18 protein-coding genes are annotated in these 15764 nt (G+C 64.1%); 4 read left to right on the top strand and 14 right to left on the bottom strand.

The genetic code is table 11. From position 1 onward, the window contains the following. Nucleotides 1–10: 10 nt before the first annotated feature. Nucleotides 11–1033, bottom strand: a complete 1023-nt coding sequence (gene tauA / locus RW095_RS36380; RefSeq protein WP_394365170.1) for a taurine ABC transporter substrate-binding protein — start codon at nucleotides 1031–1033, stop codon at nucleotides 11–13. A gap of 598 nt (nucleotides 1034–1631) precedes the next feature. Between tauA and RW095_RS36375 the strand changes: the two genes are divergently transcribed. Beyond that, nucleotides 1632–1766 carry a hypothetical protein gene (locus RW095_RS36375; RefSeq protein ID WP_317020566.1) on the top strand — a complete coding sequence of 45 codons (135 nt, stop codon included), beginning with the start codon at nucleotides 1632–1634 and terminating at the stop codon, nucleotides 1764–1766. A gap of 119 nt (nucleotides 1767–1885) precedes the next feature. On the opposite strand, the gene lipA is transcribed toward RW095_RS36375, so the two are convergent. The 3 genes from lipA to RW095_RS36360 form a co-directional block, all read right to left on the bottom strand. Next, a complete protein-coding gene (gene lipA, locus RW095_RS36370; RefSeq protein WP_317020565.1) occupies nucleotides 1886–2893 on the bottom strand; it encodes a lipoyl synthase in 1008 nt (335 codons plus the stop codon). 13 nt (nucleotides 2894–2906) lie between these two features. Continuing rightward, nucleotides 2907–3632 (bottom strand): lipoyl(octanoyl) transferase LipB, encoded by a 726-nt coding sequence (lipB, locus tag RW095_RS36365; protein ID WP_317020564.1) that lies wholly within the window; start codon nucleotides 3630–3632, stop codon nucleotides 2907–2909. Nucleotides 3633–3705: 73 nt separating this feature from the next. After that, complete coding sequence (locus RW095_RS36360; protein WP_128587938.1) at nucleotides 3706–4032, bottom strand: DUF2917 domain-containing protein; 327 nt, start codon at nucleotides 4030–4032, stop codon at nucleotides 3706–3708. A 98-nt stretch (nucleotides 4033–4130) separates the two neighbouring features. Between RW095_RS36360 and RW095_RS36355 the strand changes: the two genes are divergently transcribed. Then, on the top strand, nucleotides 4131–5099 hold the full coding sequence (locus tag RW095_RS36355; RefSeq protein ID WP_317020563.1) for a transcriptional regulator GcvA: 969 nt from the start codon (nucleotides 4131–4133) through the stop codon (nucleotides 5097–5099). 9 nt (nucleotides 5100–5108) lie between these two features. Here the strand turns inward: RW095_RS36355 and RW095_RS36350 are convergent, their stop codons facing one another. The 10 genes from RW095_RS36350 to RW095_RS36305 all read right to left on the bottom strand — a co-directional run bounded on the left by RW095_RS36350 (nucleotide 5109) and on the right by RW095_RS36305 (nucleotide 13880). After that, a complete protein-coding gene (locus tag RW095_RS36350; RefSeq protein WP_317020562.1) occupies nucleotides 5109–5378 on the bottom strand; it encodes an HP0495 family protein in 270 nt (89 codons plus the stop codon). Beyond that, nucleotides 5350–6309 (bottom strand): D-amino acid aminotransferase, encoded by a 960-nt coding sequence (locus tag RW095_RS36345; protein ID WP_317020561.1) that lies wholly within the window; start codon nucleotides 6307–6309, stop codon nucleotides 5350–5352. The genes RW095_RS36350 and RW095_RS36345 overlap by 29 nt, the downstream gene beginning before the upstream one ends. A gap of 12 nt (nucleotides 6310–6321) precedes the next feature. Continuing rightward, nucleotides 6322–7551 carry a D-alanyl-D-alanine carboxypeptidase family protein gene (locus RW095_RS36340; RefSeq protein ID WP_317020560.1) on the bottom strand — a complete coding sequence of 410 codons (1230 nt, stop codon included), beginning with the start codon at nucleotides 7549–7551 and terminating at the stop codon, nucleotides 6322–6324. 332 nt (nucleotides 7552–7883) lie between these two features. Continuing rightward, nucleotides 7884–8528 (bottom strand): alpha/beta hydrolase, encoded by a 645-nt coding sequence (locus tag RW095_RS36335; protein ID WP_317020559.1) that lies wholly within the window; start codon nucleotides 8526–8528, stop codon nucleotides 7884–7886. An 8-nt stretch (nucleotides 8529–8536) separates the two neighbouring features. Continuing rightward, complete coding sequence (locus RW095_RS36330) at nucleotides 8537–8860, bottom strand: (2Fe-2S) ferredoxin domain-containing protein (protein ID WP_027780106.1); 324 nt, start codon at nucleotides 8858–8860, stop codon at nucleotides 8537–8539. Between the two features lie 156 nt (nucleotides 8861–9016). Further along, the gene (locus tag RW095_RS36325) at nucleotides 9017–10180 is read right to left on the bottom strand and encodes a VanZ family protein (RefSeq protein ID WP_317020558.1); all 1164 of its coding nucleotides are present in this window, start codon (nucleotides 10178–10180) and stop codon (nucleotides 9017–9019) included. Between the two features lie 31 nt (nucleotides 10181–10211). After that, the gene (locus RW095_RS36320) at nucleotides 10212–10853 is read right to left on the bottom strand and encodes an ABC-type transport auxiliary lipoprotein family protein (protein WP_317020557.1); all 642 of its coding nucleotides are present in this window, start codon (nucleotides 10851–10853) and stop codon (nucleotides 10212–10214) included. A 30-nt stretch (nucleotides 10854–10883) separates the two neighbouring features. Then, nucleotides 10884–11846, bottom strand: coding sequence for an MlaD family protein (locus tag RW095_RS36315; RefSeq protein WP_317020556.1), 963 nt, complete (start codon nucleotides 11844–11846; stop codon nucleotides 10884–10886). Between the two features lie 25 nt (nucleotides 11847–11871). Then, complete coding sequence (locus RW095_RS36310; protein WP_317020555.1) at nucleotides 11872–12750, bottom strand: ABC transporter ATP-binding protein; 879 nt, start codon at nucleotides 12748–12750, stop codon at nucleotides 11872–11874. Further along, nucleotides 12747–13880 carry an MlaE family ABC transporter permease gene (locus RW095_RS36305; RefSeq protein WP_128594174.1) on the bottom strand — a complete coding sequence of 378 codons (1134 nt, stop codon included), beginning with the start codon at nucleotides 13878–13880 and terminating at the stop codon, nucleotides 12747–12749. The genes RW095_RS36310 and RW095_RS36305 overlap by 4 nt, the downstream gene beginning before the upstream one ends. A 106-nt stretch (nucleotides 13881–13986) precedes the next feature. Between RW095_RS36305 and RW095_RS36300 the strand changes: the two genes are divergently transcribed. Together RW095_RS36300 and RW095_RS36295 are read left to right on the top strand one after the other, a co-directional pair. Further along, on the top strand, nucleotides 13987–14901 hold the full coding sequence (locus tag RW095_RS36300; protein WP_317020554.1) for a biotin--[acetyl-CoA-carboxylase] ligase: 915 nt from the start codon (nucleotides 13987–13989) through the stop codon (nucleotides 14899–14901). After that, nucleotides 14898–15752 carry a type III pantothenate kinase gene (locus RW095_RS36295; RefSeq protein ID WP_317020553.1) on the top strand — a complete coding sequence of 285 codons (855 nt, stop codon included), beginning with the start codon at nucleotides 14898–14900 and terminating at the stop codon, nucleotides 15750–15752. Before RW095_RS36300 ends, RW095_RS36295 begins: the two co-directional genes overlap by 4 nt. The last annotated feature ends 12 nt before the right edge of the window (nucleotides 15753–15764 follow it).

The raw sequence follows: 15764 nt of genomic DNA, 5'->3' as shown, positions 1-15764 counted from the left end.
CGTGCGACGCTCATTGGCCCGCGCGTTGCACGAACCGCGGGTCGACGCCGGTCGAATAATCGGCCAGCACGTTCTGAATCGTGCCCTGCGCCTTCAGGAAAGACGCGGTTGCCGCGAGCGACTTTGCCGCGCCCGACTGCGCGCCGCCACCAAGCCATGCATTCGACGCCTGCTGCGCCGGCGTTGGGAACCCGTAAAGGGCGAGGCTTGCCGGCACCTCCTGTGCGTTCGCGCCCGACTCTTTCGCGACGGCCTGAACTTGCGGCGACGCTGCGCTCCATGCCGACGTGTGCTCGCGGTAGTTCGCGTCGTTGGCGGCGAGCACCTTCACGAAGCGCGTCACGAACTCCGCGTTCTCACTTGCAAACTTGCGGTCGACGACAAAACCGTCGAAGGTCGCCTTGCCCGTTTGCTGCGCGACCTGGCCCGACGTAATGAGAACTTTGCCGTTCTTCTTGACCTTCGCGAGCACCGGGTCCCAGATGTACGTCGCGTCGATGTCGCCACGCTCCCACGCCGCCGCGACTTCTGGCGGACGCAGATTGACGATCTTCACGTCCGACGGATTCACGCCCGCGTTTTGCAACGCCACGAGCGTATGAAAGTGCGACGTGGAGACGAACGGCACGCCGATTTTCTTGCCCTTCAACGCAGCAATGCTCGTGACGTTCGAGCCGTCGCGCGCGACGAGCGCTTCGGCGTCGTTGATGTTGTCCAGGATCCAGAACAACGAAATATCGACGCCTTGCGACAAGCCTGCCGCAATGGGGCTCGAACCCGCCTCGCCGAGTTGCACCGAACCCGAGGCGAGAGCGCGAATCACGTCCGCGCCGCTGCCGAGCTTGCGGTATGTGACCTTGTAGCCCGTGGCCTTCTCGACTTCACCCGTTGCCTGTGCGTAGCGCCACGGCACCACCATGTCCTGATAGGCGATCACGACTTCTTTCGCGTCGGCATGCGCGGTGGAAGCAAACAGCACGGACATGGCAAGCAGTGCAGCGACACCTGCCAGCGGACGGCGAAAACGGTTCATCGGAAAGCCCCTTTAGTGAATGTTGTCCGGGAGGCTTTCGACTATAGGGAGTTTTCTCTTATGCGGTTCTAATAAATCCGCGATTGCAAATCACGCTGTTCGAGCATTGCTTTTCACGCTGGGTTGGTTGCAGGCGGCGGCCGATGCGGGCGGTTAGCCGGCTTCAGCGAATGATGTCGTGTTGGCATGCCTTAACGCAAGCTGGCCGTTCGGCAGATTGACGCTCGTCTTGCGCGCCCCGGAAGATGGTGCGTTGCCCATGCTCCCGCTCTTCCATGACCGAATTTCTTAGCCGCTTGAGCTGGTTATTTTTCAATATCGGGGTGCCCGCACTGGGACCCATTGCACTACTGCCACTTTTGAGCTTTTCACGTTCTTACCGACATACGTCGAAGGGAACTGCCGCACGCTCGATACGCGAGGGACAGCTTCTCTGGGTCGTCATCTCCATGTGCGCCAGCGCATGCTACGAGATCGGGTGTGCACCAGGCGAAGCGCCCACGCGGGGTACGCTCGCGCTCATGCTGGCGGGCATGCTTTGGCACGTGGTGTTTATCGTCGTGGCGTCGGTGCTGGTCTCGTTTGGCGCAGCCGCCAGATGCCAAATTTCATCGACTACGTCATCGAAAATCAGGCTATGCGTGAGCGTTTCATCGAACTCACCATTCCCTTTTCGATCATCGGCGGAACGCTTGCATCTATCTGTATGCTGCTCGCACGGTACTACCGCTAGCAGGCGCAAGCGCCTTGCCAAGGCGCTGCATTAACGCTCAGGCGCCTGCTCACCGCGAAATAAAAAACCCGCAGCATGTGCGGGTTTTCGTCAACCTGGCAGACCAGCGCACTTGATACTTACACTACGCCGGCTCCATGCGCCTGCAAGTCGGCGTGGTAGCTGGAGCGCACCATTGCGCCCACCGCTGCGTGCGTAAAGCCCATCTTGTACGCCTCTTCCTCGTACATCTTGAAGGTGTCCGGGTGCACATAAGAACGCACCGGCAAATGGTGTTCCGAAGGCTGCAGATACTGACCGATGGTGAGCATGTCCACATCATGCTCGCGCAGATCGCGCATAACCTGCAAGATCTCTTCTTCCGTTTCCCCCAGGCCAACCATGAGGCCTGATTTCGTCGCGACGTCCGGGTGCAGCGCCTTGAAGTCTTTGAGCAGCTTGAGCGAATGCGCGTAGTCGGAACCCGGGCGCGCTTCCTTATATAAACGCGGCACCGTTTCGAGGTTGTGATTCATTACGTCAGGTGGTGCAGCATTCAGAATGCCGAGCGCACGGTCCAGACGGCCCCGGAAATCCGGCGTCAGAATCTCAATGCGCGTGTCAGGCGACAACTCGCGCGTCTGACGGATACATTCGACGAAGTGCACCGCGCCGCCGTCGCGCAAATCGTCGCGATCCACGCTCGTGATCACCACATACTTCAGCTTCAACGCGGCAATGGTGCGCGCGAGATTCCCCGGCTCTTCCGGATCGAGCGGATCCGGGCGGCCGTGGCCTACGTCGCAGAACGGGCAGCGACGCGTGCACTTGTCGCCCATGATCATGAACGTCGCCGTGCCCTTGCCAAAGCATTCGCCAATGTTCGGGCAGCTCGCTTCCTCGCACACCGTATGCAAATTGTGCTCGCGCAGAATCTGCTTGATTTCATAGAAGCGCGAGTTGCCGGTCGCCGCCTTGACGCGAATCCAGTCCGGCTTTTTCAGCTTTTCGATCGGAACGATCTTGATAGGAATGCGGGCGGTTTTGGCTTGCGCCTTCTGCTTCGCGGTGGCGTCGTAGGCAGCGGCGGATGCCGGCACGCCTTCCGGCACGGGAGAAGTTGCGAGGTTCGCGGTAACGTCAGTCATTCGTTCGGTCCAGTCAGGCGGTGAGCGCACCGGCCTGCGGTTGGGCGACGGCCGCGGGGTTGCCGTCGAGGTTTGCGGTGAGGCACGCTGCAAGGGTGTGGGCCACGTCGTCCCAGCCGGCTCCAACGCCTAGCGTTGCCATGTCGACTGTTTCGAGCCCCACGTAGCCGCAAGGGTTAATGGCCAGAAACGGCCGTAAATCCATTTTCACGTTCAGGCTAACGCCGTGATAGCTGCAGCCGTTGCGGATTTTCAGGCCCAGCGCGGCGATCTTTGCGCCGGCATGCAACCCGGCGTGCGGCCCGGGCGCGACGTAAATACCGGGCGCGCCCGCCTTGCGTTCTCCGGCGAGATTATACGCCGCAAGGGTGTCGATCACGGCCTGCTCGATCCGCGTGACCATCTCGCGCACCATCAGCTTGCGACGCCTCAAATCGAGCAGCAGGTAGGCAACCACCTGCCCCGGGCCGTGATACGTGATCTGGCCGCCGCGGTCGACTTTCACCAGAGGAATAGCGCTGTCGGCGGCCAGCAGGTGTGCCGGATCGCCGGCCTGGCCAAGCGTGAATACCGGTGGATGTTCGACCAGCCAGATTTCGTCGGGAGTGTCGACGGTGCGCGCGTCGGTGAACGCGCGCATCGCTTCGAAACTGGCTTCGTAGAGTTCGCTGCCGCGCCAGCGCAGCGTAAGCGGCGCCGCGGCGGGCAATTGAGATGAAGAAACCGGAGGGACAGACATGATCCCGGCAGTTTACCGAAATCTGGCAATCCCCGCCGGGAGTCGCCGCGCCCCGGAGCCGGGGCGCCCGCCGTTAAACGGTGCGCCAGCCGCCGCGCATGCGCGCCGCCAAACGTTCGCCGACTCGCGCAAACCAGTTCAGCGCGCGCTCGTCGCAACGCGTGGGCACCGAAAACGCGATCGTCGCGCGCGGCGTGCCTTCCGCGCTGACCCACAGCCTTTCGCCGCGCCGCAATCTCAACGTGTGGCCGGGCTGCAGCCAGTAGTCTTCGGTGTCGTCGCTGCGCGTTACCCACACTGCGCCGCCTCGCACGACCAGCTTCGTGCTGCGCGCCACCTTCAGGGGAAGCGTTTCGCCACCGTGAATTTCATACGCGATGCTAGAGGAAACTTCTCGCATAATGCCCTCGCCAAAAGTCGTTTCATGGCTACAATCGTAGGCGTAGCAAGGGGTTTCGCAAAACGATCAATTTTCACCTCTATGTGAGAAAAACTACGATGGAGCTCCGCCATCTGCCGCCGTTGAATGCGATCAAAGCCTTCGAAGCCGCCGCCCGCCACGAGAGTTTCTCGCGCGCCGCCGACGAACTCTTCGTCACTCACGGCGCGGTCAGCCATCAGATCCGGGCGTTGGAGGCTGAACTCGGCGTGTCGCTGTTCGCCCGCGACGGCAAGCGCGTGCGGCTTACAGAAACGGGCAGACGCTACGCCAACCACGTGCGCTCCGCGCTCACCGCATTGTCCGACGCCACGCGCGAACTCCGTGCCGGCGACCGCGAGCGGCGGCTCGTGGTGTCCATGCTGTCGTCGTTTGCGGCGCGTTGGGTGACGCCGCGCATTGGCAGCTTTATCGAAGCACATCCGCAATGGGACCTCGAACTGTTGTCCACAAATGCGCTGACAGACTTCGCGCGCGACGACGTCGACGTAGCGATCCGTTTCGGCTACGGAAAATATGCGGGGCTGTATTCCGAACTGTTGCTCGAGGAGATTTTCTTCCCGGCATGCGCGCCGAATTTCAACGGTGGCAACCTGCCGCAAACGCCGGCCGAGTTGGCGAAGCTTCCTCTGCTCCGTTCCGACGACGAATTATGGCGCCCATGGTTCGACGCGGCGGGCCTCACCGAGTGGCCCGAGCCGAAGCGCGGCGTGCTGTATCAGGATTCGTCGAACCTGTTGCAGGCAGCAATCGACGGTCAAGGGATTGCGCTAACGCGCCGCTCGCTCGCAATGCATGAGATCGCGGCCGGCCGGCTCGTGAGGCTATTCGACGTGGACGGGCCGAGTCCGTGGCAGTACTACTTCATCTGCCCGCCGCAGATGCTGGAAACAGCGCGGGTGAAGGCGTTCAGGGACTGGGTCTTTGCGGAAGTGGGACGGTTCAAGCTGCTGTTCGACCGGGCTTGCGCGGCCGGCTCAGCCGCAAGCGCGGCCCGAGCGGCGGACGCATTGCGCGTCGCGCCGTAGTGTGACGCCTTAAAGTACGACCTTGACCATCGGATGACCGGTGAGCGCCCGATAGATATCGTCGAGCTGTTCACGGCTAGTGGCACGCACCGTCACCGTCAGCCCGGTGTAGTTTCCGCCGCTGGACGGACGCGTCTCGACGCGCGAGGCGTCGACTTCGCTATCGAACCGCCGGACCACCGTGACGATCGTCTCGGTGAACTCGGGGTGCGATTTGCCCATGATCTTGATCGGGAAATCGCAGGGATACTCAATCAGTGACTCGTTCGCCGGATTCATTTTTTGCTCCTTGCTGCTGCGCCCCTTGCGCATCTGTTGCCTTGGCTCGCTGATACGCCGCATACAGCGCCGCAAACACCGCACCCGGCTTGCCCGCGCCAACAGGCTGACCGTCGAGCTGCGTGACGGGCAGCACTTCCTTGGTGGCCGAACTGATGATGATCTCATCGGCTGCGCGCACTTCGGCTTCGGCGATCTCGCGTACTTCCAGGCGGATACCGCATTCGGCCGACAGCTCTTCGATCAGCCCGTAACGGATGCCTTCGAGAATCTTGTGGCTGCGCGGCGGCGCGATCAATACTCCACCCTTCACCACCCACACATTCGACGACGACCCTTCGGTCAACACGCCATCGCGGAACTGGATCGTCTCGAACGCGCCGTTTTCCGCCGCGTATTGCGCCATCAGCACATTGCCGAGCAATGAGACAGACTTGATGTCGCAATTGAGCCAGCGGCGATCTTCCGCGCTGACGCAACGCACGCCCTCCGCGCGTTGCGCGGCGTTCGGCAGATGGAGCGGCGTAATCATGACGAATACCGTCGGCTGGATGCCCGCGGGAAACGCATGGCCGCGCTTTGCGACGCCGCGCGTAATCTGAATGTACGCAATCGCGTCCTGACCGGCGGCGAGATCGGCCTCGGCCTCGTTAGCCGCGACCACGCGCTCGATCAACGCGCGCCAGCCCGCATTGTCGAATGGATTGGCAATGCCGATCTTCTCGAGCGAACGCGAGAGACGCGCCAGATGCTGTTCGAAGCGGAAGGCCGTGCGTCCGCCCGCGTGCGCATACAGCGGCGCGACTTCGTAGATGCCGTCGCCGAAAATGAAGCCGCGGTCGAGCACCGGCACGCGCGCTTCGGACAAAGGCACCACTTCGCCGTTCAGATAAACGATCGGTTCCAGCGAAACATCAGGAAGAGCGGTCATTGCGATCCGTGTTTACTTTTTCTTGTTGAACATGAGCATGAGCGAGTCCCACACGCGGCCCACCACACCCGCTTGCGGCACGGCCTGCAATGCGACTATCGGGAATTGTGCAAGCACCTTGCCGTCGGCAACGAGCTTCGCCGTGCCGACCTGCTGACCGTTCGCGATCGGCGCGATCAGCGGATCCATCTGCTCGATTTGCGGCTTCACCTTGTCCGCCATGCCCTTCGGCACGGTGATGTACTGATCGCTCTTCACGCCGATCTGCACCGAGTCCTGCGCACCCTTGTAGACGCGCGGCGTGCCCACGACCTGGCTCGCCTTGTAGAGGCGCACCGTGTCGTACGCGGAGTAGCCGTAGTTCAGCATCTTCAGGCTGTCCTGCACGCGGTCATGTTCCTTCGTCTCGCCCATCATTACCGAAACGAGGCGGCGCGATGCGTCCTGCGTGCCCGGCAGCGAGCGCTTCGCGCTCGCGATCAGGCAGTAGCCGGCGGCTTGCGTATGGCCGGTCTTCAGACCGTCGACAGTCGGGTCGATCCACAGCAGACGGTTGCGGTTCGGCTGCTTGATCTTGTTGTACGTGAAGTCCTTGACCGAGAAGATGTTGTAGTAGTCGGGGAAGTCGCGGATCAGACGCGCCGACAGCACCGCGAGATCGCCGGCTGTGGTGTAGTGCTGCGGGTCGGGCATGCCGTTCACGTCGGCGAAATGCGTGTGCTTCATGCCGAGGCGCTGTGCTTCGGTGTTCATCATGTTGACGAACTGCGCTTCGCTGCCGCCCACCAGTTCGGCCAGCGCGATGGCGGCGTCGTTACCCGACTGCACGATCATGCCGTACACCAGATCGTGCACGGTCACGGGCTTGTTTGCCTCCACGAACATGCGCGATTCGTCGGTACGCACGCGGCGCACCGCTTCGCTCGGCGTCACCGTCTGGTCCATCGCGATCTTCTTCGTTTGCAGTGCTTCGAAGACGAGATACGCAGTCATCAGCTTGGTGAGCGATGCGGGTTCCACGCGCTCGTCGGGATTGCCCGAGGCGAGAACCTGATTGCTGGTCGCGTCCACGAGCACCCACGAACGCGCGTTCACCGCCGGCGGCGGCACTTGCGCGAACGCCGTGCTGGCCGCGAGCGTGGCGGGCAGCACGACGCCGAGCGTCAATGTGCGGCTTAGCGTGGGAGAAACAAGAGATGCAACGGAGGGGAAAGACGTGCGGCCGGAGGTGGAAAAACGCATAGGGTAGGTTCGTGCAGAAAAATACAACGCGCGCAGGGCGCAGAGTTTGGAAGAGCCGGTCGGCGAGCGACTGGCCGTAACGACTAAACGTAACGGCTTGAGCGCCCATTGGACTTCCGGCCACGCGATCGGTTCGCGCAGCACTCGTAGCCGGCACCGCTGCGCGCGTGAAAAGAAGTTACGCGTCGCGCGAACTGCCGGACAGGCCGTGCTGCGCCCAAAAAAGAGCGCTCATTATACGCGCGCTATTCCCCGAACTTCGCGCAATGGCTGGCGAATAGTGACGCTTTTGCGTGTACCTGTACCCCGGAAAACGCGCGCCGCGCGGGAACTCACCGCCACGCGTCGACGATGATCCGCTTCAGGATATGCAGCTTGCGATGTAGAAAATGCTCCGCGCCCGGAATCACCACCACGGGCAATTCCTGCGGCCGCGCCCAGTCGTAAACGGATTGAATGGGAACGGTCTCGTCGGTCTCGCCGTGAATCACCAGCGTATTGTCCGGCACGGGCGCCACTTCCCAGCGGCTCGCGGCGGTGCCGACGAACACCATCCGCTCGATCTCCTCGCCTTCGTCGCGCAGCTTCGCGGCCACATGGGACAGCACGAAAGTGCCGAACGAGAAGCCTGCCAGCACCAGCGGCAGATCGGCGTGCCCCGGCTGCGCGCGCATGTGGTCGAGCACCGCACGCAAATCGTCGCGCTCGCCGATGCCGCCGTCATGCTCGCCTTGCGTTTGCCCGACACCGCGAAAATTCGAGCGATACGTCACGTAGTTCAACTGGACCAGCGTGCGTGCAAGCGTCTGCGCGACCTTGTTGTCCATCGAGCCGCCAAAGAGCGGATGCGGATGCGCGACGAGCGCGATGCCGCGCGGCGCCGCGCCGTTTTCGCGCGCCTCGTCGGGCAGATCGAGCGCGACCTCGATTTTGCCTGCCGGGCCGTCGATCAGATACTTCTTCGTGTGTGCGTTCATGGCGGCGCTTATTGATCGATCTTCAGACGCTCGACAACCTTGCCGTTTGCCAGATGCGAGTCGACGATTTCGTCGATGTCGCTCTCGTCGACATACGTGTACCAGACACCTTCCGGATAGACGACGAGCGTCGGGCCGAGTTCGCAGCGGTCGAGGCAACCTGCCTTGTTGATGCGCACCTGACCGGGGCCGGCAAGGCCGAGCTTCTTCACGCGCTTTTTCGCGTATTCCTGCATTGCCTGCGCGTTGCAGTTCGCGCAACTCGGACGCTCCGCGCCCGGTTCACGCTGATTGAGGCAGAAGAAGACGTGGTACTTGTAGAAGGAGTCCATGGTGTACGAAGAGCGAGGCTGTCAGAAGGGCAATAGTGCAGCAGAAGGCAGTCGGGCGCAGCGGCGCGCGCTTTGTTGCGGAAGGCCGCCTGCGGGGGGCCGCCTGCGGACGATTATAGCGAGCAAGGGGCCAGCATCGCTGACGCGGCGGGGCGCCTACTTCGACTCAAGCCTCGTGCGCCGCCTGAGCCAGACCCGTTCGACGACGAACGCGAGCCACACGAGCGCCGCGTACGGCCACACCCACGCGAGCCAGCGCGCGAGGCCATTGAAATGCAGATACCGTCCTTGCCGCCAGTCGGCCAGCACGACATCGAAATAAGGATTCACCGGCAGCAGGTTCACGAACACCAACGTGACGACGAGTGCGCCCGCCGCCAGCGCGGCGCGCGATCTGCGCCGCAGACGCAGTGCAAGCAGCCCGAGCGCCGCGCCGCAGCCGAGGCCCGCGAGCGCGCCGGGCGTCGCCCAGTCGAAAGCGAGGCCCGATTGCGATTGCAGGAACGTAGCGCCCGCCTTCACCCCGAGAGCCACGACGATAAACAGCAGCAACAGCCGCACGCGCGGCGCATGACGGCGTACCGTCAACGACGCGAGTGCAAGCGCGGCGAACAGATTGAGCGTGGTGATGAGCGCTTCCCAGGCATCGTCAGGCAACCACGCTGCGACCCACGCGGGCCATGCGCCGACGTGCCAGCCAGCGGGCGTCCATGCGAAGAGGACATCTTGCGTAGTGGAATCGACTCGCGTCCACAGCGCGCGCGGCCAGTTACCGAGCCCAAAGAGACGCGGCGACGGATACATCGTCGCAAAGGGCCAGGTCGCGACGAGACACGCGAGCGCGGCGCTCTCACGGTGGAACCACATGAGCCGCAAGCGTCGCAACAACCCGCGATCGAGCAGCGCGCCCGTAGCCGGCGACATGATCGCCGCGCCAAGCAGCGCGCCGAGCGCATTGGCCGCGAGGTCGAGGTTGGATGCGACCCGCGTCGGCAAGTACGTTTGCACGGCTTCCATCACGCCCGACAGCAGGCCGCCGAGCACGAAAGCCAGCGCGACCGCGAGCGGACCGCGCCAGCGCGGGTAGAGCGCAAGCACCATCAGCGCGCCGAACGGCATATAGCCAAGCACATTCGTGATGACATCGAATGCCGTCAGATACTGCGGCATCGGATCGGACAGGAAGGCGAACGGCGTGAGACCGAGCGAGCGCCAGCCTGAAAACGGATACCACGAACCGTAGACGATCAGCGCGGTGTATAGCAGCAGCGCTTGCCGCGAAAGCACCGACGGACGGCGCAGCCACGATCTTTCGCTCATGCAGCGCTCCGTTGCGTGCGCTGCGCGCCGGTCATTGCGCGGCGACCAGCGCCTGAACGCCGAGCCAGGCGCCGATTTGCGCGACGAGGTCGTCGCTGGCGGTGGCGAGCGCTTGCGCGCCGCCCGCGGCGTCGGCCGTACTGGACGGCGCGCGAGAGATGAAGGTGCGCTGACCCAGCACCTTGCCGCCCTGCGTCAGTGTGGCGCGCGCGGTCACCGCTGCATGGCTTTGCGACTGACTGTCGAAGACCTGCTCGAACTCGCTCAGATCCACCTTCAGCACGGGCGCGGCGACGCCGTCGGCGCCCGTCAGCACCGTGCCGCGCGAACTGAGCGCGCCGCGCAGACGCTGCGTGAGCAACTGCGAAGGCGGCATCGTCCAGTGGCTGTTCGCGTACGCGGCCATCTGCTGCGCGTCGGCATAGCCGAGCCGGTACACGAGCTTGTCGGACTGGAGCATTTCCGGCGCGTTCACGTCGAGCACCTTCACTGCCGATTGCGTGCCCGCGGACGCCGCAGGCTTCGGCGGCCCGAAGTCGTAGCGAATGTCCGCGAGCGCGGCCGGCGTGCTGGAGCAGCCGGCCGCCAGCAGACTGAGCGCAAGCAGCGTCGCGCAAGCAGCGCCCGTGCGCGCGGGGCGCGAGGACAACAAGCGGTGAATGGAGCGTGACATGACGATGTTCCTTTCTTCAAACCTTCAGATTCATTGTGCGGCGCGCGCGGCGGGCCACGTAAAACCGGCCTCGCCGGGCCCCGGCGCCGCCGCCGGCGCGCCGAACAGCACGCTGCGCGGGCTGGTGCTGAACGTATCGGCGGCGCGGTCCACGGAGCGCGCGGCGGAGCGCACGTCTTCAGCAAGCGAATTGACCCGCGGCAACGTGTCGTAACCGACCCGCGCCGACAGATCCTGCAATGAGCCGTTCATCGCCGTGAGCGCGTCGCCCGCTTGCTGAGCCGCGGTGCCCACCTTGTTCAGATTGGTCTCGAACGGACCATCCGCGCGATTCAGGCTCGTGATCAACTGGTTCGTCGAGGCGAGCGTGCTATCCAGCTTGTCGATGGTGGCGGGCAGCTTGCCGGCCACCGGCGCCATCTGGTGCGTGAGCGTGGCGACGCCGTCCGCGGCTTTCTGGATGCTTGCCGCCGTGCCCTGCAACTGGTCGACCATTTCCTGCGACAACAGATTGTCGACGTCGTCCGCGACCTTTTCGAGTTTCTTCAACAGCACGTCGCCGCGTTGCTGCAATTGATCCAGCAAGCCCGGATGCATCGGCAACTGCGCAACCTGTTTTGCCGACGAAGCGAGCGGTGACGGATCGCGCCCCGTGTCGTCGAGCTGGATAAACGCAATGCCGGTCACACCCTGGAAGCCGAGACTGCCGAACGTGGAATGCGTGATCGGAGCATGCGTGTCGACGAGAATGCGGATCAGGATCTGGCCCGGATGGTCGCGGTCGAATTTGATCGACTGCACTTTGCCGACGTCGAGCCCTCTATAGCGCACGGCCGCGTCGGTAAAAAGGCCCGTTACGTTGGTGCGCGCAATCAGATCGTACGGCACGCGCACCGCGCGGTCGACATTGAACAAAAAAGCCGCCGTGGCGATCGCGGCCAGCAGGACGACCGTAAAGAGTCCTGCCCAGAACGCATGCGATTTGTTTTCCATTGCCAGGTTCCCTAGTTTCCCTGATTCACAGCGGCAATTCGGACGATGCCGGCTCGAGCGCCGCCCGCGGCAACTTTGCGCGGCGCTCGGGCGGCAAGGCTTGCAAGGCGCGGCGCCCGCGCAAGCCGAGAAAATATTCGCGGATAAACGGATGATCGACGCCCGCCGCTTCTTCGACGGGCGCGGCGACCAGCACCTTCCGATCCGCCAGCACCGCCACGCGCGTGGAAAGCGCGACCATCGTGTCGAGATCGTGGGTGACCATCACAACCGTCAAGCCGAGCGCGCGATGCAGCGCCGCAATCAGTTCGACGAACTCGTCGGACGCTTCCGGATCGAGCCCGGCCGTCGGTTCGTCGAGGAACAGCAGTTCGGGTTCGAGCGCGATCGCGCGCGCAATGCCAACGCGCTTGATCATGCCGCCGGACAACGCCGACGGCATTTTGGACGCGTGCTTGCACGGCAGCCCGACCATCTCCAGCTTCAGCATGACGATGTCGCGCAGCAGATCTTCGGGCACCTGGCCGAGTTCGCGCACCGGCTGTGCGACGTTGTCGAACACCGACAGCGACGAAAACAGCGCGCCCCGCTGAAACAGCATGCCGGAGCGGCTGCGCATCAGCAGCGCGGTTTCGGGAGAGATGGTCGCGAGGTTTTCGCCAAACAGCTTGATGGTTCCCGAAGACGGCCGCTCCAACCCGAGAATCTGCCGCACGAGCGTGGTCTTGCCCGAACCCGACCCGCCGACGATCGACACGATCTCGCCGCGTCGCACGTCGAGATTCACATGCTGATGCACGATGTTGCGGCCATAGCGCTTGGTGACGTCGATCACTTCGATCACCGGCTCGGCAATGGAAGGCATCGGCTGGCCGCGTACGGCCTGAGTGAGCGGCGCGATCATCCGAGCCCCACGTTCTGGAACAGGATCGCGAACACAGCGTCCGCGAGAATCACGATCGTGATGGACGTCACCACCGAGGTCGTCGTGCCTTCGCCGAGACTCTGCGAATTGGCTTTGATACGGAACCCGAAGTGGCAGCCGACGATCGCGATCAGCATGCCGAAGACGACGCCCTTGCCAAGACCGATCCACAGGTTCGCAGCCGGCACGACGCCGGGCAACGCGCGCGCGAAGTAACTCATGTCGATGCCGAGCACGATCTTCGCGGCGAGCGCCCCACCGCTCAGCGCGATGATGTTCGTCCACATCACGAGTAGCGGCATCGCCACACCGAGCGCCACCACGCGCGGCAAGATCAGCCGCAGACCGTGGGGAATGCCCATCACGCGCATGGCGTCGAGTTCCTCGGTCACGCGCATCACGCCGATCTGCGCGGTGATTGCAGAGCCTGAGCGGCCCGCCACCAGAATCGCCGAGAGCACCGGCCCGAGTTCGCGGATCACCGACAGCCCGAGAATATTCACGATGTACTGATTGGCGCCGAAGAGTCTCAATTGCTGCGCGGACAGATAGCTCAGCACGATGCCGATCAGAAACGCGACCAGCGCGGTGATGGGCAACGCCCTCGTGCCGGCGTTGTAGACGTTCGCGGAGATTTCAGTCCACGGCGTGAGTGCGGGCTTGCGCGCGATCGCCAGCAGATCGAGCACGACGCGACCAAGCATGGCCACGCCGCCGTACAAATGCTCGAAGAACGAAAACAGCGCAAGGCCGAGCCGCGTGAACGGATCGAATCTGGCGACCGGCTCCGCCGTCTCGCGGACGGTGTCGAGCAACGCAATGCGCTCGAAGATATCGCGCTGTGTGTCGGTGAGTTCGGTGTCGGGCGGCATTCTGTGGCCCCACACGCGCCACAGCGCCTGGCCGCCTACGTGATCCATGCGGTCGATACGCGACAGATCCCACTGGCCGATGCCTTCGGCGCCTTCCAGCGAACGAAGTTGCGGGATCACATGTCCGGTTGCACGGTCGCGCGCGAGCGCGAGCGCCGTCCACTGGCCCGAGAGCCGGACGATCTTGCCTTGGCTGCCAGCCGCGACTTCGAGGCCGGGCGGAGTGTCGTAGTTCAAGGATCGTTGCAATGTGGTTATCGGATTAGCGGCCATTGTAACGAAGGCGCAGCGGATCGACCGCGCTGGCGGGCCCAGGCGGTTCGCTGTCGCTACAATATGGGACATGAACGCTTCCACTCCGCCCCAAGGACCGGCCGCTGCCGCGAACGCAGCCGACTGGCGTATCGACCGTGAACGCGCCGTCGCTCTGTTCGGCGCGCATGCGCATGACTGGCCAATCGAAATCGTCGAGGAAACCGGCTCGACCAACGCCGACCTCATGTCCCGCGTGAAGGCGCTGCCGCGCAAGGCGGGCGCGCTGCCGAGGCCGATCGTGCGGGTTGCTTACCTGCAAACCGCCGGACGCGGCCGCCGCGGCCGTCCGTGGTACGCGGAGCCGGGCAATGCGCTGCTGTTTTCGGTTGCCTGCGTGCTGCCTCGTCCGCTGGAAGGACTCGCGGGATTGAGCCTCGCGGTGGGCGTCGCGCTCGTCGACGGACTGCGCTCGTTGCCTGTCGCCGGCCCCGGCCAGATTGCGCTGAAGTGGCCGAACGACATCTTGCTCGAAGGCGACAAGCTCGCCGGCATCCTGATCGAGACCGCCTGGAGTGCGGAGGACGCGAGCGCCGTCGTGATCGGCATCGGCACCAACGTGAAGGGCGCCGACGAACTCGCCGCGAAAATCGGCGCGCTCAACGCCGGGGCGCCGCCGCAGGCACGCGGCACGGCGCCGACCGCGCTGCAGCGCGCGCTACCCAACGCGAACCTCACCGATACCCTCGCAGCCGAACTCAATGCACTGGAGCCCGCTTTGCTGCGCTTCGGCGCGGAAGGATTCGCGCCGTTCCAGGCGCGCTGGAACGCAATGCATGCGTACGCGGGCCGCGACGTCGTTCTGCTCGAACAGGGCAAGGAAGTCGCGCGCGGCGTCGCTGCGGGCGTCGATGAGCGCGGCCAGTTGTTGCTCGATACCGGCGCGGGCCGGCAGAGCATCGCGACCGGCGACGTGTCCCTGCGTCTCGCCGGCGGTGCTGCATGACGAGCGGCGCGCATCATCTCTTGATCGACGCGGGCAATAGCCGTGTCAAATGGGCGATGGTGGAGGCTGACGGCCTGCAGATCGCGGCCGGCGCGCTCGCGCACGGTGGCGCCGATCAGGCTCAGTGGGCTACCGAGGCGGCGACTCAGTGGGCGAGTCAGTGGGCGAACTTGCCGACGCCTCGCGGCGCATGGTTATCGAATGTCGCCGGCGAAACTGTGGCTGAGCGCATCGCTGCGATGGTCGACGCGCAATGGCGGCATCTGCCGCTCACCACGATCCGCGCCCGCGAGCAGCAATGCGGCGTGACTAACAGCTATACGACGCCGCATGCGCTCGGCAGCGACCGCTGGGCCGGCATGATCGGCGCGCACGCGGCATTTCCCGGCGAGCATCTGCTGATTGCGACCTTCGGAACAGCGACCACGCTCGAGGCGTTGCGCGCGGACGGCTGCTTCGTCGGCGGACTCATCGCGCCAGGCTGGACGTTGATGATGCGCTCGCTCGGCGAGCATACGGCTCAATTGCCGACGCTCGACGCGAGCGCCGCGCGCGGTCTTCTGGGGAGCGCCGCCGGAACGCAGGACGTGGCCCGACGCGGCCCGTTTTTCGCGACGGACACGCCGCGTTCGCTATCCGCCGGCTGCACGTTGGCACAAGCAGGTCTCGTCGAGCGGACCTGGCGCGACTTGCAGGACGAATGGCAGGTGCCGGTGCGCCTCGTGGTCGGCGGCGGCGCTGCAGACGAAGTGGCGAGCGCATTGAAAGTGCCGCATACTCGCCACGATTCACTGGTCTTGTCCGGGCTTGCACTGATAGCTTCCGAGCGCGCTTCGGAACACGGCGTGTAGAACACCGGCCGG

The organism is Paraburkholderia kirstenboschensis (assembly GCF_032806925.1).
In the GTDB taxonomy this organism is placed as follows: domain Bacteria; phylum Pseudomonadota; class Gammaproteobacteria; order Burkholderiales; family Burkholderiaceae; genus Paraburkholderia; species Paraburkholderia kirstenboschensis.
The sequence above is the reverse complement of the archived record's forward strand: the minus strand, read 5'-3'. Positions and strand labels throughout refer to the sequence as shown.